16 protein-coding genes are annotated in these 22,138 nt (G+C 39.9%); 4 read left to right on the forward strand and 12 right to left on the reverse strand.

Going from position 1 to position 22,138, the window contains the following annotated elements:
• The first annotated feature begins 73 nt into the window (after positions 1-73).
• From HPC41_RS20515 to HPC41_RS20525, 3 genes are all read left to right on the forward strand, one after another.
• Positions 74-445 (forward strand): PadR family transcriptional regulator, encoded by a 372-nt coding sequence (locus HPC41_RS20515; RefSeq protein ID WP_172395969.1) that lies wholly within the window; start codon positions 74-76, stop codon positions 443-445.
• On the forward strand, positions 438-2,093 hold the full coding sequence (locus HPC41_RS20520) for a PspC domain-containing protein (protein WP_172395970.1): 1,656 nt from the start codon (positions 438-440) through the stop codon (positions 2,091-2,093). Before HPC41_RS20515 ends, HPC41_RS20520 begins: the two co-directional genes overlap by 8 nt.
• A 152-nt stretch (positions 2,094-2,245) precedes the next feature.
• On the forward strand, positions 2,246-4,654 hold the full coding sequence (locus HPC41_RS20525; protein WP_172395971.1) for an outer membrane beta-barrel family protein: 2,409 nt from the start codon (positions 2,246-2,248) through the stop codon (positions 4,652-4,654).
• 65 nt (positions 4,655-4,719) lie between these two features.
• Here HPC41_RS20525 and HPC41_RS20530 read toward each other — a convergent pair whose 3' ends face one another.
• Positions 4,720-5,730, reverse strand: coding sequence for a LacI family DNA-binding transcriptional regulator (locus HPC41_RS20530; RefSeq protein ID WP_172395972.1), 1,011 nt, complete (start codon positions 5,728-5,730; stop codon positions 4,720-4,722).
• 385 nt (positions 5,731-6,115) lie between these two features.
• Here HPC41_RS20530 and HPC41_RS20535 point away from each other — a divergent pair, with 385 nt between their 5' ends.
• Positions 6,116-6,859: a rhamnogalacturonan acetylesterase gene (locus tag HPC41_RS20535; RefSeq protein WP_172395973.1), complete on the forward strand. Its 744-nt coding sequence runs from the start codon at positions 6,116-6,118 to the stop codon at positions 6,857-6,859.
• 105 nt (positions 6,860-6,964) lie between these two features.
• Here the strand turns inward: HPC41_RS20535 and HPC41_RS20540 are convergent, their stop codons facing one another.
• From HPC41_RS20540 to HPC41_RS20590, 11 genes are all read right to left on the reverse strand, one after another.
• A complete protein-coding gene (locus HPC41_RS20540) occupies positions 6,965-8,584 on the reverse strand; it encodes an NADP-dependent glyceraldehyde-3-phosphate dehydrogenase (protein WP_172395974.1) in 1,620 nt (539 codons plus the stop codon).
• Between the two features lie 71 nt (positions 8,585-8,655).
• Positions 8,656-10,095 carry an MFS transporter gene (locus HPC41_RS20545; RefSeq protein WP_172396451.1) on the reverse strand — a complete coding sequence of 480 codons (1,440 nt, stop codon included), beginning with the start codon at positions 10,093-10,095 and terminating at the stop codon, positions 8,656-8,658.
• A 29-nt stretch (positions 10,096-10,124) separates the two neighbouring features.
• Positions 10,125-10,769, reverse strand: coding sequence for a beta/alpha barrel domain-containing protein (locus HPC41_RS20550; protein WP_172395975.1), 645 nt, complete (start codon positions 10,767-10,769; stop codon positions 10,125-10,127).
• On the reverse strand, positions 10,766-11,791 hold the full coding sequence (locus HPC41_RS20555) for a sugar kinase (protein ID WP_172395976.1): 1,026 nt from the start codon (positions 11,789-11,791) through the stop codon (positions 10,766-10,768). The genes HPC41_RS20550 and HPC41_RS20555 overlap by 4 nt, the downstream gene beginning before the upstream one ends.
• Before the next feature lie 5 nt (positions 11,792-11,796).
• Positions 11,797-13,197, reverse strand: a complete 1,401-nt coding sequence (gene uxaC / locus HPC41_RS20560; protein ID WP_172395977.1) for a glucuronate isomerase — start codon at positions 13,195-13,197, stop codon at positions 11,797-11,799.
• Between the two features lie 12 nt (positions 13,198-13,209).
• A complete protein-coding gene (locus HPC41_RS20565; protein WP_172395978.1) occupies positions 13,210-14,856 on the reverse strand; it encodes a UxaA family hydrolase in 1,647 nt (548 codons plus the stop codon).
• Positions 14,846-16,396 carry a tagaturonate reductase gene (locus HPC41_RS20570; RefSeq protein WP_246250933.1) on the reverse strand — a complete coding sequence of 517 codons (1,551 nt, stop codon included), beginning with the start codon at positions 16,394-16,396 and terminating at the stop codon, positions 14,846-14,848. Before HPC41_RS20570 ends, HPC41_RS20565 begins: the two co-directional genes overlap by 11 nt.
• Positions 16,369-17,406: a pectate lyase gene (gene pelA / locus HPC41_RS20575; RefSeq protein ID WP_172395979.1), complete on the reverse strand. Its 1,038-nt coding sequence runs from the start codon at positions 17,404-17,406 to the stop codon at positions 16,369-16,371. Before pelA ends, HPC41_RS20570 begins: the two co-directional genes overlap by 28 nt.
• A gap of 5 nt (positions 17,407-17,411) precedes the next feature.
• Positions 17,412-19,328: a glycoside hydrolase family 88 protein gene (locus HPC41_RS20580; RefSeq protein WP_172395980.1), complete on the reverse strand. Its 1,917-nt coding sequence runs from the start codon at positions 19,326-19,328 to the stop codon at positions 17,412-17,414.
• A 7-nt stretch (positions 19,329-19,335) separates the two neighbouring features.
• Entirely contained in the window at positions 19,336-21,006 is a 1,671-nt protein-coding gene (locus HPC41_RS20585) for a glycoside hydrolase family 28 protein (RefSeq protein ID WP_172395981.1), read from the reverse strand.
• Positions 21,007-21,108: 102 nt separating this feature from the next.
• On the reverse strand, positions 21,109-22,074 hold the full coding sequence (locus HPC41_RS20590) for a pectinesterase family protein (RefSeq protein ID WP_172395982.1): 966 nt from the start codon (positions 22,072-22,074) through the stop codon (positions 21,109-21,111).
• Positions 22,075-22,138: the final 64 nt, after the last annotated feature.

Genomic DNA, 22,138 nt, shown 5'->3' on the forward strand with positions numbered 1-22,138 from the left:
AATGTATTTATTTTGTTTTGTATGGTACTATGTATTGCATGGTACCATAAAATACATATATCTTTGTATTGTTATGATAGCTGAAAATACACAAATCCAAATGAGGAAGGGGATACTTGAATATTGTATCCTATCCATAATTTCTCGAGGAGAAATTTATGCCTCCGATATTATCAGCGAACTGAAGAAAGCCCAATTGTTGGTTGTGGAAGGAACCTTATATCCGCTTTTAACACGTCTAAAAAATAATGGCTTGTTAAGTTATATATGGAAAGAATCGACTTCAGGTCCGCCGAGAAAATATTATGAAATTACTCAAGAAGGGCTTGATGTCCTTGCAAGATTGGATGTTACCTGGAATGAATTGGTGTTTGCTGTAAACACATCATTGGTGGGTAGAAACGATGATTCAACTAAACCAGTTAAAGACAATAGCGATGAATAAGACAATAATTATCAACATAAATAGCATCGTCTTTCATATTGAGGAAGATGCTTATGAAGTACTGCGGTCGTACATGATTGATATACAGAGGCATTTTGGTCAATCCGAAGACAGCCGAGAGATTTTGGAAGATATTGAGAACCGTATTTCAGAAATGTTTACGGAGAAGATTCAAGTGGGAAGCAAAGAGGTGCTCAACATGGAGGATGTGAACGCGGTGATTGATCAAATGGGAAGAGTGAGTGACTTTGAATCACAAGATCAGGACGAATATACCGCTTTCCGTCACGCGGCAAATGCTGACAGTTTTAAAGTGGGTAAAAAGCTTATGCGTGACCCTGATGATCGGGTTTTTAGTGGTGTTTGTAGTGGCCTAGGGCATTTTTTTGGTATAGAAGCCAAATGGGTCAGATTACTTTTTGCACTGTTTGTGATCATTGGTGGATCCGGTGTGTTGGTCTATGTGATTCTTTGGATAGTAATGCCATTGGCTATCAGTAGAGCAGATAAAATGGAAATGCGTGGTGAGGCGCCTAATATCCAAAATTTCAAGCGTTCTTTTGATGAAGAAATGAGTGGTGTGAAGGAAACATTTTCGCGGGGCGTGGACCGCACAGGCGATGGTGTAGCGAAATTGCTGCAAATCATTGTCAAAGTGATCGGAGTATTTTTTGTTATTGTCGTCGGGTTAATGCTTATAGGCTTAATTCTTGGCCTGATTTTCTTTGCCCTTGCCATCGTGAATGTTATTCCCGATGTGATGGATGATTCCGGACCATTTTATCTGATGAATCCTAGTGAAGTCCCTTTTGCATTGATAGCTGGCTTTTTATCTGTATTTATTCCTTTTGCCGGTTTGTTTTACTTACTTCTTCGAGTGCTATTTGAGAAGAAGCCAATGAGTAATTATCTGACAACGACACTGTTTGTTGTGTGGTTACTGTCTGTCGGAGCACTTATTTATTATTCAACTTCGGTAGCGAAAGAATTTAGAGAATCGAGCACGATCGTGGAAGAAAAACCGCTACAAAAGCAGCCGGTATATTATCTGAAGGAAAATGATGTGCGGGTAATCCGTCTGAAAAATGGTGTTAAGAGCAGTATGGGATTAAAAAGCGAAAATCTTTCCTCGCATCTGAAGCGAAATATCCGGATCCGCATAGAACGTATCGACTCTTTGCAGGCGCCTTATGTACGTTATGAATATTCTGCAAAAGGCAGTACCTATAAGATGGCTACAGATAGAGCTGCAAAAATTAACTATGCATTGACACAGGATTCGAGTTCGCTGGTTTTTGATAATGCTTTTCAATTGACCGAAGGTGAGCGTTATCGGGATCAGGAAGTAAATATTACCTTGTTTTTGCCGGTGGGCACAAAATTGGTCATCAACGATAGGCTAGAGGATAAATTAAGGGATATTTCCTTTTATGAATGCCGTGACCGTTATAACGAGGATGTAAAGGACGTCGAGTTTGTCGTGACTTCACTTGGACTAAAATGCGTACTCCTTCCGAAAACATCGAATGATGATGAAGAAGAAGATGCCGATAGTAACGGGATCGTAGTCACTGATACTTCGATTGTCATTCGTCGGGATACGATCATCAATGTAAAAAAGGATGGGATCACCATTCAGAAAAAATAGCATGCAATACTAACCTTGTCTTCCGTCCATCTTGGGCGGAAGACAAATGATTTAAGCCAATACAATTATGAAACCATCATGTGGTTAAGCGGCCCTGTGAAACCATGGACATACCACATAGAAGCATTATAGCCTTTAAAAAGATTATCCTAATGAAAAAGTGTTTTTACTTTCTACTCTTAAATTTTTTAATTGTTTCCTTTGTCCAGGCTCAAGTGAAGGTTACGGGAAAGGTGCATACAACGCATAATATACCCTTACCCTTAGCAACCGCATACTTGATGAAAGCTAACTCTGCTATTATCCTAAAAGCCGTTGTGACCAATGAAGCTGGAGAATACCAATTTTTGGATGTGGGCCCAGGAAGCTACCTTGTTGAAGCGAAGATGGTGGGGTATACCTCAAACCGAAGTGGGACTTTTGATATTAATAAGTCCGACCATTCGCTTACAGTAATTCATTTGGATGCTGATAACAGAAAATTGCAAGAAGTTACAGTTGAAGGTAGACGCCCGATGGTTGAAAGTAAACCGGGTAAGCTGATTCTAAACGTAGAAAATTCGCCGCTAGCAGCGGGCAACAATGCTTTGGATATCGTACAGCGGGCACCGGGTGTTAGTCTGGATAACAATAATAATTTACAGTTGATGGGGCAATCAGGTGTAGCGGTTACGATTGATGGACGGCAAACCTATATGTCCGGTGAACAGCTGTTGAACTTCTTAAAAAGTACAGACGGCAATCAAATTAAATCCGTAGAAGTGATTACGAGCAGATCGGCAAAAGATGATGCAGAAGGAGCTGTCGGCACGATCAATATTGTCCTTAAAAAGAATCGAATGGAGGGATTTAACGGGAGCTTTAATCTCACGGCAGGAAGAGGGGAAAAGTTTAGGGGAAACAGCTCTTTATCATTAAATTACAAAAAGAACAATACAACGTTATTCGGATCCTATGCCTATTCTGATGAAAAGTTTGATCGAAAGCTTTATTTGGATCGTATTATCCAGAATGACGGTAAAAAGAAATATTTCGAACAAAAGTCAACATTGAATGAAGAAGAACGCAATCATTCTTACCGTTTTGGTGTCGAACAAAAAACATCGTCAAGAAATACGTTGACTGTGCAATTCAACGGTTCCAATAATACCGAATATAATGAGAATAACAGTACAACCAATATTGGAAAAGCTGTATCTATTTATGACACGATATTAATCTCGTCATCTACTTTCAAAGAATTATTCAACCGTTATTCTGCTAATCTAAATAATGAGTTCAGGATAGACTCCAATGGGCGGAAGCTCACCGTTGATTTGGATTGGAGCAAATTCAAGAGTAGCAAAGGGGTAGACTATCGCAATCAATATTTTAATCCCGGTATGAAACCGATTGCACCAGTAGAGCCGGAGCATAGCGGTATGCCAATCGGGATTGATATTTACGTAGCAAAACTAGATTATGAGCATCCGTTATCTAAAAATTCAAAGCTTGAAATGGGGGCAAAATATTCGAATGTCAAATCTGACAACGATTTGTTATTTGAGATATTCGAAAATAACCAGTGGACAAAGGATGTTACACGGACGAATCATTTTGTATATAAAGAACAGATAGCGGCAGGTTATCTGGACTATAATAATTCCATTGGAAAATGGTCACTAAAGGCAGGGTTAAGAGGGGAGTATACTTTTTCGGATGGTAATTCCTTGACGATGAATAAACGTGTGAAGCGTAGTTATTTTGAACTCTTTCCCAATGCTAATCTGACGTATTCATTAAACGAGAACCATATTTTGTCGTTAGGCTATACACGAAAAGTAACCCGTCCAAATTATAGACAATTGAATCCATTTGACTACTATATTGACAAATTAACGTTTGAGCGCGGAAACCCTTATCTGAATCCCCAATTTTCCAATGAATTTACATTGAGTTATACGCTCTTGCAGCGTTATAATGTAACACTAGGTGTCAACAATGTCAGAGATGCAATTGTAGAAAGTATGGGGCAAGATTCGGTAAAGGGTACAACCTGGGTAATCCGAGAGAATTTGGGCAAGAACTTAACTTCTTATGTCAATCTCAATATTCCGGTTACGGTGTTTAAGGTTTGGAGCATGAATAACAATATCACAGGTATATACTTTGATTTTGATGGCATGATTGCTGGTCTTCCGGTTAAAAGGAAATCATTTCTTTTGCAAGCGATGTCCATGCATACGCTCAAATTAAGCAAGAGTCTTTCCGCAAATGTCAATCTGCGCTATTTCTCTCCTTTTAAATATAATGTATATGACCTAGAAAGCAGATGGGATATGGAGCTAGGTGCTACCAAAACATTTAAGGATCAGCGCAGCTCATTGAAGTTGGCCGTAAGTGATGTGTTCAATACGGGAAATCAAAATCTTACCACCAATTTTGGTCCCTTTGATTCGAGCATTAGGCAGTATCAGGATCGCAGGGTGATAAGATTGACTTATTCGTACAAATTTGGAAATTTGAAAAATAATTATCGTAAGAAAGATACAAGTAACGAAGAGAAGGAACGGGCTCAATAAGAAAATTACGGTTGAATTAGACTAACCCCTAGGGAAATTTTCCCTAGGGGTTAGTCTGTGACGTTTTAATTGCTTTTTATAAGTTGTGTAGGGAGTATCCGCGTCTCAAAGTCAGTGATCGGATAGGTTGATTCGATCAGTTTGATTAATAATTCGGTGGCAATTTTTCCCATTTCGAAAGCAGGTTGTCTGATCACAGTGATATTGGCCGAGAATAATTCTACAACATTCGAATTTGTAAATCCAGCAATAGCAACATGCTTCAGATCTTCTATGTTTCTTTTTTTTACTACATGTAAATACCCTGTCGTCAGCTTGTCTCCGGAGATAAAGATCGCATCAAAGCCTACGAGAATAAGTTCTTCGATCGATTTTTCAATCTCATCTAAGTGTAGACCACCGTATTGACAATATTTAATCAAATTAGGATCAAAATCAATATGATTGGCCATCAAAGCTTTTTTGTAACCTTCCAATCTATCCTTTGTGATGGAAAGTGATTTGGAATTGGTTAAGTGGGCTACACGCTTTTTTCCGAGCTTTATGAGATGTTGCGTAGCATCGTAAGCACCCTGTTGATTGTTTACAATGACTTTATGTGTATCAAATTGTTGTGGGATTCGATCAAAAAAGACGATGGGAAATCCCCGCTCTTTCAACTTATGGAGATACGAAATATCTTCCGTTTCCGAAGATAATGCAATCAGCAATCCGTCAATAGATCTAGAAGTGAGGTATTCAACATTTAAACGCTCTCTTTCCGAAGACTCATGCGTCTGCGAAATAATGATTTGAAAATTTTTATCATAGGCAATGGATTCCACTCCATTTATGACCTGAGAAAAGAAATTATTGGCGATTTCACTTACAATAATACCAATGGAATGACTTCGACGCTCTTTTAGACTTCTCGCAATGGGGTTCGCTCGATAGTTTATTTTTTCCGCATATTCCAATACAATCTTTTTCGTCTCAGGGCTTATTTCATAACTATCTCTAAGAGCTCTAGAAATCGTTGAAGTCGATAAGTTGAGGGCTTTAGCAATGTCTTTGATCGTATAGTTTTCGAATTTCATAACTGGCAAAATAGAATATAATATTAGCTAAAAAAAACTACAAAACCTAATTTTCTGATTGTTGTAACGTTGCCGGTAACGTTTGCGTAGTTTTTTATAGCATGTCGATAGCTAAAATGAAATATACTTTGTAAACTTGATTATATGATAACCAATTAAATGCGGTAAGCGTATTGCAGAGGAAGTTTGGTCAATATAAATGACCGTTAAAAAATAGGAAAAGAACCTTTTGACATAATGACATTCTAAATTGAATACGAATTAATAGTGAATACCTGGAGGTATAGCGCCGGATTTGGTATTTATGGGGCTTTATTTTATAGCTGTTAAGCTTCTTATAGTGATCCCAGATTTAGCAGCCCGTTAACAGAACAAAAATTATAGTATGAAAAGATCTATTTTGATATCATGTATCGTAATTCTGACGATCCTATCCGCATTTAAAGCTAAGGATCCCACGATAATCTATATTATCGGAGACTCTACTGCCGCTAATAAGCAAGAAAGAGCGTTCCCCGAGACCGGATGGGGAATGGCTTTTGCCCAATTATTGAGTGGCGAAGTAAGAGTAGAAAATAAAGCCCTAAATGGTAGGAGCTCTAAATCTTTTAAACAGGATATCGGGAAAAATATGGATACTGTTAATCACTGGCAGCCCATTTTTGACAACCTGAAGCCTGGCGATTATGTGTTAATACAATTTGGCCATAATGACGAAAAAATTGATAAGCCAAATGTGGGAACCTCTCTATCTGAATTTGAACATAATTTAGTTTTTTATATAGATCAAGCAAGAGAAAAGGGCGCAATCCCAATTTTACTTACGCCTATTGCTCGCCGTAAATTCGAGCATGGAAAGCTGGTCCCGACGCATGGAAACTATCCTATGATAACAAAAAAAGTAGCGACGGATAAACAGGTCCCCTGCATTGATATGGAAAATAAAACAACAAAACTTCTAACGTCCTATGGTGATGAAAAGAGTAAACATTTGTTTCTATATGTGGAAAAAGGAGATAAGAATTATCCAAATGGCAAACAAGATAACACACACCTGAATACTTTTGGAGCAATGGAAGTTGCTAAAATGGTTGTTGAGGGAATGCGCGATTTGAAGCTACCTATTTGAAAAAATGTAATAGCGGAGTGATTCGGCAAATACCATAAAAAAGCGACATCGGTTGTTGGGATTAACCCAGCTACCGATGTCGCTTTTTTTAACGAATAATACGAGTTAGAAAATGTATTTTGTACTTAAGAAGTTGGATTCATTTTCGCTAACGATCTCATTCAGCAATTTTTTGTTTTCTTCTGTGAACTTGGCCGCAACCAAAGAACGGATGGAGAACGAGCGCAATGCATCTACAACAGATAATGTTCCTTCGGCACTGTCTTTTCTTCCTGTGAAAGGGAATGTATCCGGACCGCGTTGACATTGACAATTGATATTGACACGGCTCACCTGATTCACCAAAGGATCAATCAGAGAAGAGACTACAGCAGCATTATTACTGAAAATACTGACCTGCTGCCCATGTGATGAACCAATTAAATATTCGATTGGCTCTTCGAGATCGTCAAAAGGAACTACGGGGATAACTGGCCCAAATTGTTCTTCTCTGTAAAGTTTCATTTGAGAATTGACCGGATAAACTATCGCTGGATAGAAGAACGATTCAGCTACCTGGCCACCATTTTCATTGATTACTTTTGCGCCATAGGCTTTTGCGTCCTCTATACATTCTGTCAAATAAGCCGGCTTATTAACTTCTGGAAGAGGGGTTAAAGACACTCCTTTTTCCCAAGGCATTCCATATTTCAATTTCGCAACTTCTGCCGAAAGGCGTTTTAAGAATTCTTGTGCTAAACTGCGGTGTACATAAACAATTTTTAATGCGGTACAACGCTGTCCATTGAATGAAAGGGAGCCCAATACAGTTTCGGAGACAGCTAGATTTAAATCTGCGTCCTTTGTAATGATCGCTGCATTTTTGGCGTCGAGTCCAAGGATTGCACGAAGTCTATTGACTTTTGGATGAAGTTTTTTAAGCTCATCAGCAACACGGCTGGAACCGATCAACGTCAAGACGTTAATCTTTCCTGATTGCATCAAACTTGGGACAATCTTATTTCCACGTCCGTAAATGGTATTGACAACACCTTTAGGAAAACTTGTTTTAAAAGCTTCTAATAACGGATAGTGTAATAAAGTCCCGTGTTTAGGTGGTTTGAATAACATTGTATTTCCCATGATCAATGCTGGAATCAGGGTTGTAAATGTTTCATTCAAAGGATAGTTGAAAGGTCCCATACAAAGGACCACGCCCAATGGGGATCTTCTGATCTGGGCAATGATACCTTGTTCGATTTGAAAACGAGAAGAATCACGGTCTATATCTTTCAATGCATCGATCGTTGCATAGATGTATTCTACGGTACGATCAAACTCTTTTACAGAGTCAGCATAGGATTTGCCAATTTCCCACATAATAAGCTTGACTACAATGTCCTTCTTTGCAATCATCTTTTGTGTGAAATTTTCAACACAAGTAATACGATCGGCAACACTCATTGTTGGCCATTCTCCACGCCCATTGTCGTATGCTTTTACAGCTGCTTCTAGGGCTTCCATGGACTCTTTTTCAGTACAAACAGGGAAACTACCGATACGTTTACGTTTCAAGCCATCCTTGGTCTTCACACAAATTGGTGAAAAAACTTCGTTTACTTGACCCGTCCAAGAAATCATTTCTCCATTGGAAAGGAACTCTCTTTGATCGACCTGTTCGTCCAGTGTAAATTCTGCGGGAATGTCTTTCTCCTCGTAGAAGATACCTTCTAAGTTTAAGCTCATTGTTTTTAAAAATGGTTTAGATTGATATTTATAAAGATATTGCTAATATAATATAAATTTCGCAATATTTGTTAATTTTTTATTAAAATAAGTTTAGGTACTAAGCTTTTCATTACAACCCATGCAATTAAGTAGGCTATGGCGCAAAAAGAAAAGATAATAAAATATCCCGCTTCCTCCCCTTTAAATCCCATAAAAGTCATCTGAGTTTCTTTTGCATAATCAAACAATAAACCCGAAGTTTTATTGATAATAAATGCGCCGACACCGCCGGCAAGCCCACCGATTCCTGTAACAGTTGCTATGGAACGTTTTGGAAAAGAATCACCAATTGTTGAGAAGATGTTTGCTGACCAAGATTGGTGCGCTGCCCCGGCAAAACCAATTAAGATAACAGGAATCCAGTAGGAGATGTGTCCCAACGGTTGGGCAAACAGCACCACAAGGGGCACAAAAGCAAATAGCAGCATGGCTTTCATGCGTCCTTCATAGGCATTCATACCTTTTTTTTCTACAAAATAAGTGGGTAGCCAACCGCCATATATGGAAAGCATAGTGATCGCATAGAGTACAAAAATAGCCAACTGTCCTTCGGTATCTGATGATTTTATATTATATACTGCGGAAAGGTAGGCGGGCATCCAGAACAAGAAAAACCACCAAACACCATCTGTCATAAATTTACCAAAGACAAATGCCCAGGTTTGTTTGTACTTCAAACATTCTGAAATAGTTGTTCTTGGCAGTTTTGTATCTCCGCTATGTGCCTGCTCCTCTTCGTGGTCATCTTGGTTGATATAGGCCAATTCCGCAGCATTTACTTTTGGGTTTTCGTGCGGCTTTTTATAGAGAAAGATCCAAAATCCCATCCAGACAAAGCCCAAAGCTCCGATAATGATAAACGACATTTCCCAGCCCCAGTGAGCAGCGATAACGGGAATACTCAACGGTGCAGCCAAAGCGCCTATTGTCGCGCCCGAATTGAAAATACTAGTAGACAATGCGCGGTCTTTCTTTGGGAAATATTCTGCTGTAGCTTTGATTGCTGCCGGAAAATTGCCCGCTTCACCTACAGCTAGTACAAACCGCGCAAATATAAATAAGTTGACACTGACACTGATTACCAAACCCACGTTGTTGACATGAGAAATAGCTTCTTTTGCTCCTTCAAATCCAACAAACCATTCGCCGGCCACGATCCCTGAAGTCGCTATACCACAAAATGCATGTAATATGGCTCCAATGGACCAAATTCCTATCGCCCACAGAAATCCTTTTTTTGTGTCCATCCAATCCACAAAGCGTCCTGCAAAGAGCATGCTGACGGCATAAAAAATGGAAAACAAGGCCGTGATATTGCCGTAGTCTGTATTAGTCCAATGAAATTCTGGACTGATGAAATCTTTCCAGGTCAATGACAACACTTGGCGGTCCAGATAGTTTATCGTAGTAGCAAAAAATAGCAGGGAGCATATTACCCAACGGTAATTACCCTTTTTCTCCGTATTCATCATAATGGGTTTTATAGTTTATTTATTATTTATCGTGCTTTCGAGACAAATTCAAGTGCCTTTTTGGTGTTCTCAAATAAATTGCTTGTATCTTTTGGGTCAATAAGTTTGCTGCCCATCCCCACGGCACATACCCCAGATTTGAACCAGGCTTTTAAATTTTCCATCTCGATTTCTACACCCCCGGTAGGCATAAATTTCTGACCTTTAAAAAGCTCGCGTATAGAAGACATAAAAGCTGGGCCAAGGATATTTGCCGGGAACAATTTAATAAGTGCAGCCTGCTGTTGTTGTGCCGCATATATTTCTGTAGGCGTCATGCAACCCGGAATCCATAGCTTGTGCTGTTCGTGCACTAAAGATCCGACCAACGGGTTCACCAAGGGTGAGACGATAAAGTCTGCACCTACTTGTAGAAATTGTTGAGCCTCCTCGACAGATTTAATTGTGCCAATACCCAGGTAAAGGTCTGGCATTTCAAGATTTTTAACAGCTACCAAACGCTCAAATACATCAAGTGCTTCAGGCCCTCGATTGGTAAACTCAAAGACACGTATACCTGCACGGTACAATGTCCGCAAAATGTCGATACTTTCTTCCTTATCGTGATGGAAGAAAAGAGGAAGTGTCCCCTGTTCAATGATTTTCTCTAGTACTATCTCTTTCAAATTCATGCTATCATTCTTTTTTTTATATCTTCCACTGTGCTTGTGGTGGCATCGCTGGCAATAAATAGTTTGTCAAAAGCAGCGAGTGTTGCAAATTCTAAGGTTTCCTTTGGCGGTAGGTTGGAGTATAAGCCATAAATCAGTCCCGCCATAAAGCAATCACCACTGCCTACTTTATCCAAAATTTCTTCGGCAACGTATTCCGTTGATTTGATCAAACTATCTTTATCGAATAAGGTGGTGTAATACTTTATCCCTTTGTCTTGATGGTCAAAACGGAATGTATTGGCGACATATTGGCAAAGCGGATTGGTGGCGATGATTTCTCGACTTGTTTGATCTGCCTGCACCTGTAGATCTTCTTCTTTATATCCAGAAGAATGAGTTAGAAAGCGTTCATCCAACTGTGTGCCCAGCATTTGATGTGCTGCCCAGATATTACCCATGATTAAATTGCAGTGTTTGGCAATTTCGGGCATGATCTCTTTTGGGGCCTTGCCATATTTCCAGAGCTTGGAGCGGTAGTTAAGATCCAAGGATACGAAAATGCTCTTTTCCTGCGCCTTTTTTACTGCTTCTAGGCAGATATTTGCTATATCCTGGCTAATTGCGGGGCAGATGGCAGAAAAATGAAACCATTTGACGTCCAAAAACGCCTCATCCCAGTCTATACTGCCTACCTTAAGGCTTGCAAATGCGGAATTGGCACGATCATAGATCACGCCTGCATTTTTAAGGTCTTTTCCTTTAGGAAGATAATAGATCCCCAAACGATCGCCTGTCCATCGCATAGCAGACGTATCAATATTCCTACGCTGTAGATAATGATCGATGCCCTCGCAAATGGCGTTTTGTGGAATGGCAGATAAATAAGATGAAGGTACATTCCACAGCGCCAAGGCGGTGGCCACATTTAATTCTGCCCCACCGATATAGAAGGGTAATTGATGCTGTTCAATCCAATCCTGTTCGATGTCGGGACAGATCCGCAACAACAATTCTCCAAAGCTTAAAACTTTACCCTGCATATGTATTAAAATTCAAAGTATTCTTTTGCATTATTATAGCTGATATCCTGTATGATTTTTCCCACCCATTCGATATCGTTTGGTATTTCACCTTTCTCAATGTCTTGTCCAAAAATGTCACATAGCAACCTTCTAAAATATTCATGTCTCGGAAAAGAAAGAAAACTTCTCGAATCGGTCAACATACCTACAAGACGGCTTAATAAACCCATATTTGATAGTGTATTGATCTGTTTTGTCATTCCATCTTTTTGGTCTAAAAACCACCAAGCGGAGCCAAACTGAATTTTTCCCTTTATAGAACCGTCATTGAAATTCCCGATCATTGTAGCAATAAGCTCATTATCTGCTGGATTGAGATTATACAAGATTGTCTTGGTTAGCTTATCTTGATTGTCTAATTTATTTAAAAATTTTGACAATGCGCGCGCCTGGCTAAAATCTCCGATCGAATCCCAACCTGTATCCGGACCGATCAAACGATGCATACGCGCATTATTATTGCGTAGGGCGCCCAAATGATATTGTTGTACCCAGCCTTTTTCGTGATCCCATTCTGCGAAATAAACTAACATGGCTGATTTGAACTTTATATTTTCAGCAGAAGATATTTCTTTCTTGCTTCGAATTTTGTCAAATATAGCTGTGATTTCCTGTTCGGTATAATCCTCCGCATAGATTTGCTCCAGACCGTGATCGGATACCTTACAGCCATTGGCAGCGAAAAAGTCATGCCTAGCTTTCAATGCTGTCAGGTAGTCTCCCAAATTACCAATGTGGCTATTGCTGACCTCCTCTAGCTTGTCAATATATTGATTCAGTGCTGGTATATCATCGGAGTTCATGGCTTTATCCGGACGAAATGCCGGAAGCATCTTGAACGATTCATTTTCCTTTGCAAATTGCTGATGAAATTCTAAGCTATCAATAGGGTCATCAGTTGTACAAACGACCTCGACATTCATCATTTTTAACAACCCGCGTACTGAATGTGTATCCTGTTGCAGCTGAGCGCTTGCGTCAGCATATATTTTCGATGCAGTTTTTGGAGATAGCAAATCTGTTATACCGAAGTATCTTTGCAATTCCAGATGAGTCCAGTGATGTAATGGATTACGTAATGTATAGGGAACTGTTTCAGCCCATTTAATGAATTTTTCTTCATCTGAAGCATTGCCTGTGATATATCGTTCATTGATGCCGTTGGTGCGCATTGCCCGCCATTTGTAATGATCACCATAAAGCCAGACCTGACTGATATTTTCAAACTTGGCGTTGTTTGCGATCTGCTCAGGGATCAAGTGATTATGATAATCAATAATGGGCAGATGTTTGGAATAATTGTGGTACAGCGCTACTGCTGTTTCTGTGTTCAATAAAAAATTGTCGTCTAAAAAAGCTTTCATACTATATACTATTTATAAACTCACACCCCTTTTCCATGGTATGAAGTCATCTTGGTTTAGTTGAACAGCCTTGGGGGTTATTTCGCCACTGGCTGCTTTGATACAATACTCTAATATATCTTCACCCATTTCTTGGATAGATTTATCTCCGTCGATAATGGGACCTGTGTTGATATCGATAATGTCGGCCATTTTGTTTGCTAAAACATTATTTGTAGCAACTTTTATAACTGGGCATATTGGGTTTCCGGTAGGCGTTCCCAGTCCAGTTGTGAATAAAATTAAGGTAGCGCCGGCCGCGGCTTTCCCTGTGGTGGCTTCGACATCATTGCCTGGTGTACAAACGAGGTTGAGACCTGCTTTTGTTGCTTCCTCGGTATAATCCAAGACATCTATAACTGGTGATGTACCTCCTTTTTTTGCGGCTCCATTGCTTTTGATTGCGTCTGTAATGAGTCCGTCGCGGATATTTCCAGGCGATGGATTCATATAAAATCCAGATCCCACAGCTTCTGCGGCATTGCTATATGCTGTCATTAGATCAATAAATTTGTTGGCAGCCTTTGGATCCAGGGTACGGTCTATTAAATTCTGTTCCGCTCCACATAGTTCTGGAAATTCCGCTAGGAGAACCTTGCCCCCCAATGCGACCAAAAGGTCTGCCGTATAACCAACCGCAGGATTAGCAGATATTCCGCTAAATCCATCGCTGCCACCACATTTGACGCCCAAAGTCAATTTGCTTAAGGGTACGGGTTGTCTGGCAAATTTATTGATTTCGGTCAAACCAATGAAAGTCTGCAAGATAGCCTCTTTAATCAATTGCTCCTCGCTCTTTGATTGCTGTTGTTCAAAGAGGTAAAGTGGTTTATCAAAGTTGGGGTTACGAAGTTTGATATCGTTAATTAGGTCATTTAGCTGTAGGTTTTGGCAACCTAGACTTAGCACAGTAACACCCGCAACATTGGGATGATCAGCATACGCAGCCAATAATTTACTTAATATCGCTGCGTCCTGGCGGATGCCCCCGCAGCCTCCCTGATGATTTAAAAACTTAATGCCATCAACATGCTCAAAAGTACGATTCGCTTGATCAGAAACATTATTTAATTTCTCCAATGAGGATATATCCAATGCTTCGCCCTTTTCGTACGCTTTCAATAACTGATGCGTGAAACTCTTATATTTTCCGGTAACTGAGTAGCCAAGTTCATTATAAAGTGCTTCTTTGATAACATCTAAATTCCTGTTCTCGCAGAATACTGTCGGGATGAAAAGCCAGTAGTTAGCTGTACCGACTCGACCATCTTCCCTCACATAACCATTAAAGGTCCGGCCTTCAAATCGTGAAATATCAGGTTTTTCCCAATGATAATGCGAAGGTCTAAAATGATAAGGTTCAACTGCATGTTTCGTGTTGTCAGTATTCATGATACTTCCCTGTGGAATATCAAATTGTGCTTTCCCCACAAGTACGCCATACATATAAATCTCGTCGCCAAAGTGCATTTCTTGCATAAAAAATTTGTGCTTGGCTGGAATATCCTCCTGTAAGATGTAATGTATGCCTTCAAAAGATATTGCATCGCCTTTTTTGAGGTCTTGCAAGGCAACCAACACATTATCTTTCGGGTGAATCTTTAATACTTTACTTTTCATACTCCAACGTTTTTAGGGCATTGATGGCTCCATCATGCATGATTAATTCTAATTTTTGGGCTACAGCTTCTTTGAAATTAGGATATTTTGTTAAATCTTTTCCCCATAGATCGGCGTTTGACAAGACCTTTACTACGGTATGTTCAGGCGCTTGCCAAGCATCAAATACGAAAGCAGCCGAATCATCTTGCAGCTCAATAGGGTGCCCATTAATTGTTCGGGTATACTGTCCGTTTGTCTTATCTGATTTAAGAAAATAAAGATATGCGGCAAATCCTAGCGCAAAAAGTGCTGGGGCTTCCGTTGTTTTGGAATACCATTTCTCCAAAAGAGGGATATTTCGCATGGCCATTTTGGAACTGTAATTTAAGGCTATAGCTTCCCATTTATGCGCTAAATGGGGGTTAGCGAAACGATCGATCACTTTTGAAGAGAAATTATTGATATCCGTAGCAGAGATGGTGTGACTTAGAATGGATGGTCCAATCTCATCATTCATTAAAAGGCGAACAAATTGATTGAATGCTGAATTTTGCATTGCCTCTTTTACTGTTTTAAATCCTGCCAACAGCGCAATTGCGCAGCTTAACGTATGTGTTCCATTAAGTAATCGAAGTTTGATCTCTTTATACTTTTCGATAGCAGGAACCAATAGAACGTTTGAGTCTGCAGCAGCAAATGAAAGCCGTTGTTTTACGCGCTCAGAAGTGGTTTCAATGGCCCATAAGCGAAATGGCTCAGCCATAATCATCAATTGGTCTTCATAACCTAACAATGCGGTAGTATTTGTATAGTCCGCTGGGGAAAGCGCTCCAGGAACAATCCGATCAACCAAAGTATTGCAAAAATCATTAGCAGAAGCAAGCCATTCTTGAAAGTCTGTTGACAGCTTATTATGTAAGGCGAGATCGAATATAATTTTCTTGAGCTTACTTCCATTATCGGAGATTAGTTCGGTCGGAACAATTGTCAACCCCTTATCCTTATCGCCGTTGAAATGAACAAACCGATGATATAATAGGGCTAAAAGTTTTCCAGGGAAAGAAGCCGGAGGATTATCATCGATAAGGTCATTGCTCATGACGATACCAACTTCAGTCGTATTAGAGAAAACAATCTCAAGCGTAGGATTCTCTACGCTTTTTAAGATCTCTTTCCACTGCTGGTTTGCTGTCAGCACACGTGATATACTATTATTAATCTCGTAACTCGATATTTCCTTTCCCTCCTCTAATCCTTTAATAGCTAAGGTGTACAGGTTGTCCTGTTGGGTAAATGCGTCGGTTGCACCCGCACTTGTTGATTTGATAACTACAATTCTTCCCTGAAATAGGTTTTGCTGATTTGCTTTATGAACAAAATAATCCGGGAGCCCGCGAAGTAACACTCCAGTGCCGAACTGAAGTATTTTCTCAGGGTATAGGTAAGAGGCCGCTGTCGGTTTGTTGACAAGATCAGCGGTAATCGTTTGTAATGTATTTCTTGTTAGCAGCATCTGATTGCTATTTTGTATTATTGAATTTGATGTTGTTTCTTCCATTTTGGATAATCTTTTTGAATTAGTTTTTCAGGCCAGTTTCCAAACCAGGCGTATCCATTTTTTCTTTCCTCAGATAATTCTTCAAAATTATACTTGATTGAATTATCACGGTCACCGAATAATGGTCTGTTGTCTTTGAGGTCATAAAAACGGGCCCAGATAACCGATTGATTATCGGTAACAAGTTTTCGTTCGTATGCTCCTGTTTTATTATTTAGCGCCCGATCGAATCGATAACCTTCGATATCATTTTGCTGAAACCAGGCTATCGCATGTATAACAGCATTTTGGATTTCGGCAGTAGCATCTTGTGCCATGAGAAAACGCACGATCGCGACGGATTCGCTTGTACTTAAAGAGGCCGGTTCAAACTTTCGCGCTTGGGCAGGTGTTAAACTCTTCTCATTGTACTGTGCCGCCCATATACTAGGCTGCCCATTTTGGATAATCTGTGTTTTTAATATACAAGATATACCTTTGGATACGGCTTTTTGCGCTTTCGTTTTATAATGCGGAGCAACCTCTTCAAAGCCCTTTCTGGCTTTGGCAATATTGTCTAATACAATCAAGGCGTTGATCATCGCATTATCATTATAGGTTATTTCAGCTCTATAAAGCGATTTGTTCGGGTAATACTGAGGGAAACCACCGTTATCATACTGTGCAGCTAAGAGATAGTCAATTCCTTTCTCCGCTGCGATGAGATACTCACGATTTTTTGTAGCATTAAAAGCTTGGATCAGGCTATTAATTTCTCGTGTTGTCGCATTGTTGTCTAATGTTGCGTGGTCTGTGCCGGTATTTCTAATTTTTTGCCTCAGCTCTTCGGTCAAAGGGAGTTGGTAATTTACAACACTTTGGTCGGTTAACTGTTTAGGCCATGCCCCATTGGATAATTGATATATTAACATCTTTTCGGCCAACGTATCTTTTGAAACCGATTGCTGTGCATTACAATAAGAGTGATACAGCCCGGCTAAAATGATGTTTATAATATATATCTTTTTCATGTGACCTATTTATTAGTTTGCTTGAATAACCATTGCACTAAATCATTTGCCGCAGTAAAATTTTCATACTCCTTTGGAAGTTTTCGCCCATCTGTATACTCATTGTATAACCAAGGATCCCCTATTGCGAATACCGTTCCTTTTCCATACCTGGCTGTTGCGATGATGTTGTCTCCTTTGTCCTTGATTACCGATCGGGCGGGAGGATTTACTTGTAGTGTAGAGATTTCTTTTACATAGATCTTAGCTGTATTTGGAAAAATCGAATTGCCTTTTGGGATCTGGATTGCGCCCGTTTGAAATTCTTTTCCTTTAACTCGGTTGCGGCTATCTTCATTGAAGGTGATGCCGAACTTTTTCGCAAGCGTATTGAATTTGGCTATTTCGCAGTTGCCACTATCATTTAAGAAAAGAACCAGAACCCCGCCTTGTTTGACCCATTGTGCAATTTGTTGCGCATGGGTTTCATTCATAAAATTGGGTTGTTCAGTTTCTTTCTCTGTATCCGGATCGACGATGATGTAGATACTGGACTTGGCCAGATTTTGACTGGTTGGGGCAGAACGGAGGGTTGTTAATATACCGCCATTTTTTTCAAAAATATGGCCTAATAAAGAGAATCCATTGTTGTCATAACCATCCCAAAGGTAATGATAAGGTTGAAGTGCACCTGATGGGGTCTTTTTGTATTCATTATTGAAATAGTTGTCCAGGGTAACAGTGCGTCTTTTTTTACCCTTTTGTACCTGTAAAAATTCTACCTCAGAGGCAGCTAAGATAAAGGCACCAATTCCTTTGGGGTCATTGGTGATGACGGGTTCGCTCATATAATAGTCAAAACTTCCATCCCGGTATTTTTTGCCTCCTAAGCCTGATACTTGTACAGTCTTATTAAGATTGACACGGTTTTCGCCCGCAGTAGAGATAAACTCGTTAACAAGACCTTTGTATCCGCGATCCAGGTTTTTTTGAAATGAGGCGGGGATATAGCCTTTACGCAATGATTTGGCCAATGCAAAAACAAACATACTTGAAGCGGAAGATTCTAGGTAGTTTCCTTTTCTTGTTCCCAGATCCACGATATCATACCAGACACCAGTTTTTGCATCCTGATAATTAATGACTGCTGATAGCGTTCTGTTTAATATCGAAATTAATTCCTGTCTACGTGGATGGTCTTCGGGAAAATAATCCAGTACGTCTACAAGTGCCATGGCATACCAACCCATACCTCTTGCCCAAAAGTGCGGTGATAGCCCTGTCTTTGGGTCAGACCAACGTTCTTTTCTTGATTCGTCCCAACCATGGTAGAGAAGACCCGTTTTTGGGTCGCGCGCATTTTTTTCCATGTAGCTAAACTGATTGGCAATATCATCAAAAGCTGTTGGAATATTCATCAAAGTAGCATATTCGGCATAAAACGGTTGCCCCATATAGAGGCCATCTAACCACATTTGGTAAGGATAAATTTTCTTATGCCAGAAGCCACCCTCATTTGTTCGTGGATGTTTTTGAAGCTGAGCATACAGTTGATGGCAAGCTTTCAGATATTTTTCGTTACCTGTTACCTTATAAAGCGTCAGGAGTGCTGTACCATTTTTGATGTTGTCAATATTGAAATCAGTAGCATTGTAGTTCTTGATAGAATCTGGAATACTGAGATAGGCATCCATGCGCGATTGCATGTAGTTAAAATAATCTGCATCTGCGGTATTGCGCCACACATCTGTTAGTCCTTCGAAAATAACGCCCATGTCATAAGACCATTTTGGAAACTTATCGGTCCTATTAAACAGAGAATCTGGATAGAGTTGATCAAGTACAGTATTGGCCATTTGTTCGGAAAGGGGTTTCTGTTGTCCAAATCCCGAAAATGGAACAAGCGCTGTAAGGTTTAAAAGAATTAAAAATAGCTTTCTCATCAGGTTCCTAATTTTTGATTGTTAAGGATTTGTTTGTACTTCCTGCCGTAAATTGGCTGATTGTTTTCGCCGTTTTTGCATTGGATTTCGATAAACGAATATCGGCGCTTTTTTCTCCGGCGATCTGTATATACAGATCGGGTATATCCAAAGCTTGAATATTATCTAGATTTATTTTGCTACCATTCTCTATTGAAATTAAAGGATTGCTTTCCTTCGTCTTTAATGAGATGTTTTTTAAATTTATATGAGAAGCTTCAATTATTTCGATCCCTTTGTTGGCTTCCAGCGTTGCATTTTCAATCCAAATATTCTGAATATGCATTTCAGGCAGGCCACGGAAGAAGATGCCTTTTGAGGCTCCTTTTGCCATAATATTTTTAATATAAAAATTCCTAAACTGTGGTGTCTCTTCAGTGACTGGAAGTGTAACGGTTTTTACGGCGGCTCTTTTCTCACCGGCCATCGGGACCGGATCTACCGCTGCATAATACATGTCGAAGAGAATCGCTTCTCCTGGAATGTTGACCATATTGATATTGTTGATGTAGATGTTCTCTACAATTCCACCGCGGCCTCTTGTTGTTTTAAATCGAAGGCCAATGTCTGTACCTATAAAAGAACAATTTTCTACCCAAATATTACGTGCGCCGCCACTCATTTCGCTTCCAATGACAAAGCCTCCGTGCGCATGATAAACGACATTATTACGGACAATGACATTTTCAGTTGGCATCGCACGCTCCCGTCCGGCTTTATCCCGTCCTGACTTGATACATATCCCATCATCGCCTACATCAAATGTACAGTCTTCGATGAGTACATTCTTACAGGACTCCACGTCCACGCCATCACCATTCTGACCATACCATGGATTGCGAACTGTTAGTTTGCGCAAGGTCAGATCCTCACACATTAGCGGATGCAGATTCCAAGCTGGAGAATTTTGTATGGTTATGCCTTCGAGCAGTACTTTCTTGCAGTTAGTAAATACTAAAAGATTGGGCCGTAAAAAATCCTTAACATCTTTAAAGTCATCGATTGTTGTTCCTGGACGGATTACACCCGCCTTTTTTTCTTTTGCCCCCTGCAGCGAACTTTTGGATGGATACCAGATATCATTGTTGCTGTCTACCTCCCCGCCAGATGCAACAAGGGTTTTCCATTGTGATGCTGTTAATTTGCTTTTTTTGACCATTCGCCAAGCATCACCGTTCCCGTCAATGATACCATTTCCTGTAATAGCAATATTATTTAAATTTTTACCTGATATCGGGTTTTGATTGCGCCAGGCAGGCTCACCTTCCCAGTTTGATTCAACTAATTTATATTGATTAAAATCTTTGGTGAAGAGCAAAACAGCGTCGCGTTTGAGATGCAGATTTACATTGCTCTGCATTTCAATAGGTCCAGTAAGCCAAAGCCCCGCAGGGATCAATACCACGCCGCCCCCTTGTTCACTACATGTACGGAGCGCTTTATTGATCGCAGTTGTATTGAGAAATTGACCATCCCCTTTGGCTCCGTAACTGATGATATTTAAGGTGTCATTCTTAAAGCTTACCTGTTGTATAGTTGGACGGGTAGGTTCTTGGGCCATACACAGCCGTGGTAGTACAAGAAACAATCCAATAGCGAACCTGAATGTATGGGAAAAGTGCTTTTTAAACGAATTCATTTTTTTGCATTTTGGTTTAAAAACGGTTATTTGTAAAAGCAATTGTACATTCTTTGTTCTTAATTTCGATGGAAAACTTATGCAATCGTTACCGGCCATAATTTATCGATCAAGTGATAGATTTGGTGTCCAATCCTTAAATACACGGTGTAAATCAAGGTTATCAGCAGTAGTGTCGGTCAATTGATGGGACCATTTGACACGATTTTGTGACAAGGAGCCTACTCCTGTGTTTTTATATTCTGCGAAAAAGGCTGTTTTTTCATTTGATTCCTTGCCCCAGTTGTGCCAACCGGCGCCTTCAATAAATTCCGGGAGTTGACAGTGCATAAAGATTACTTTCGCATAAGGGCGCCACGGACGTCCTAAATAAAAACTTTTGCTATCTTGGTTGCCGGTGATCTTGCAATTATTAAAGATATAGCCATAGTCAATATCAGCAGGAGTAGAAGCTGCCGTGATATAACCACTGTTTTTGCAATGTAATTCACATCGTTCAAACCAAGCCGTAGAAGAGCCGAATATATAATCTACCGTACCTTCAATATAACATTGATAATAGAGCTGTCTTGCGCCCTTGCCATAGGTATATAAGGTATCTTGAAACCCTAAAAAGCGACAATGGATAAATAGGCTGCGATCTCCGCAAATCCAGGCGGATACGGCTTGACCTATAGGACCTGAGCTGTTCTCGAACGTAAGATTAATCGCTGTGAAATCTTCGCCATAGCTATAGAAGCTTGCCGAACCAGAAGTGCCCATTTCTTCGCCAAAGCGATTTTTCTTTTGTGCGTAGTCGTTATAGCTAATCGTCGTTTTGAATTTATCCTCGCCAATCAATGTAATATGTTGTTTACTTGCCGGAATAATGATCTTCTCTTGATACTGACCGATTTTGACATATATAGTCGTTTCGTTTTTGCGGAAATCGGGGACGGCATTGATCGCTTCTTGGATTGTTTGAAAATCGCCAGAGCCATCTTTTGCTACTACAAAATCATAATTTTTCGCTGCTGAAGCAAAAAGCATAATAGGAAGTGAAAAAAGAAAAAGTATAATCGCCCGCATTTTCAAACTGTTAAATTGGTCAATGAAATTACCAATATTAAAACCTTCGTTAAAGAAAATCCTT

Source organism: Sphingobacterium prati, assembly GCF_013167215.1.
Lineage (GTDB): Bacteria > Bacteroidota > Bacteroidia > Sphingobacteriales > Sphingobacteriaceae > Sphingobacterium > Sphingobacterium prati.

Bases quoted from the DNA above. Each gene is read 5' to 3' on its own strand.
- HPC41_RS20535 (WP_172395973.1), top strand. From the start codon at position 6,116: ATGAAAAGATCTATTTTGATATCATGTATCGTAATTCTGACGATCCTA.
- HPC41_RS20555 (WP_172395976.1), bottom strand. From the start codon at position 11,791: ATGCAGGGTAAAGTTTTAAGCTTTGGAGAATTGTTGTTGCGGATCTGT.
- HPC41_RS20585 (WP_172395981.1), bottom strand. From the start codon at position 21,006: ATGAATTCGTTTAAAAAGCACTTTTCCCATACATTCAGGTTCGCTATT.
- HPC41_RS20550 (WP_172395975.1), bottom strand. From the start codon at position 10,769: ATGAATTTGAAAGAGATAGTACTAGAGAAAATCATTGAACAGGGGACA.
- HPC41_RS20565 (WP_172395978.1), bottom strand. From the start codon at position 14,856: ATGAAAAGTAAAGTATTAAAGATTCACCCGAAAGATAATGTGTTGGTT.
- HPC41_RS20540 (WP_172395974.1), bottom strand. From the start codon at position 8,584: ATGAGCTTAAACTTAGAAGGTATCTTCTACGAGGAGAAAGACATTCCC.
- uxaC (WP_172395977.1), bottom strand. From the start codon at position 13,197: ATGAAAGCTTTTTTAGACGACAATTTTTTATTGAACACAGAAACAGCA.
- HPC41_RS20580 (WP_172395980.1), bottom strand. From the start codon at position 19,328: ATGAGAAAGCTATTTTTAATTCTTTTAAACCTTACAGCGCTTGTTCCA.
- HPC41_RS20570 (WP_246250933.1), bottom strand. From the start codon at position 16,396: ATGGAAGAAACAACATCAAATTCAATAATACAAAATAGCAATCAGATG.
- HPC41_RS20525 (WP_172395971.1), top strand. From the start codon at position 2,246: ATGAAAAAGTGTTTTTACTTTCTACTCTTAAATTTTTTAATTGTTTCC.
- HPC41_RS20515 (WP_172395969.1), top strand. From the start codon at position 74: ATGATAGCTGAAAATACACAAATCCAAATGAGGAAGGGGATACTTGAA.
- HPC41_RS20545 (WP_172396451.1), bottom strand. From the start codon at position 10,095: ATGAATACGGAGAAAAAGGGTAATTACCGTTGGGTAATATGCTCCCTG.
- HPC41_RS20520 (WP_172395970.1), top strand. From the start codon at position 438: ATGAATAAGACAATAATTATCAACATAAATAGCATCGTCTTTCATATT.
- HPC41_RS20530 (WP_172395972.1), bottom strand. From the start codon at position 5,730: ATGAAATTCGAAAACTATACGATCAAAGACATTGCTAAAGCCCTCAAC.
- HPC41_RS20590 (WP_172395982.1), bottom strand. From the start codon at position 22,074: ATGCGGGCGATTATACTTTTTCTTTTTTCACTTCCTATTATGCTTTTT.
- pelA (WP_172395979.1), bottom strand. From the start codon at position 17,406: ATGAAAAAGATATATATTATAAACATCATTTTAGCCGGGCTGTATCAC.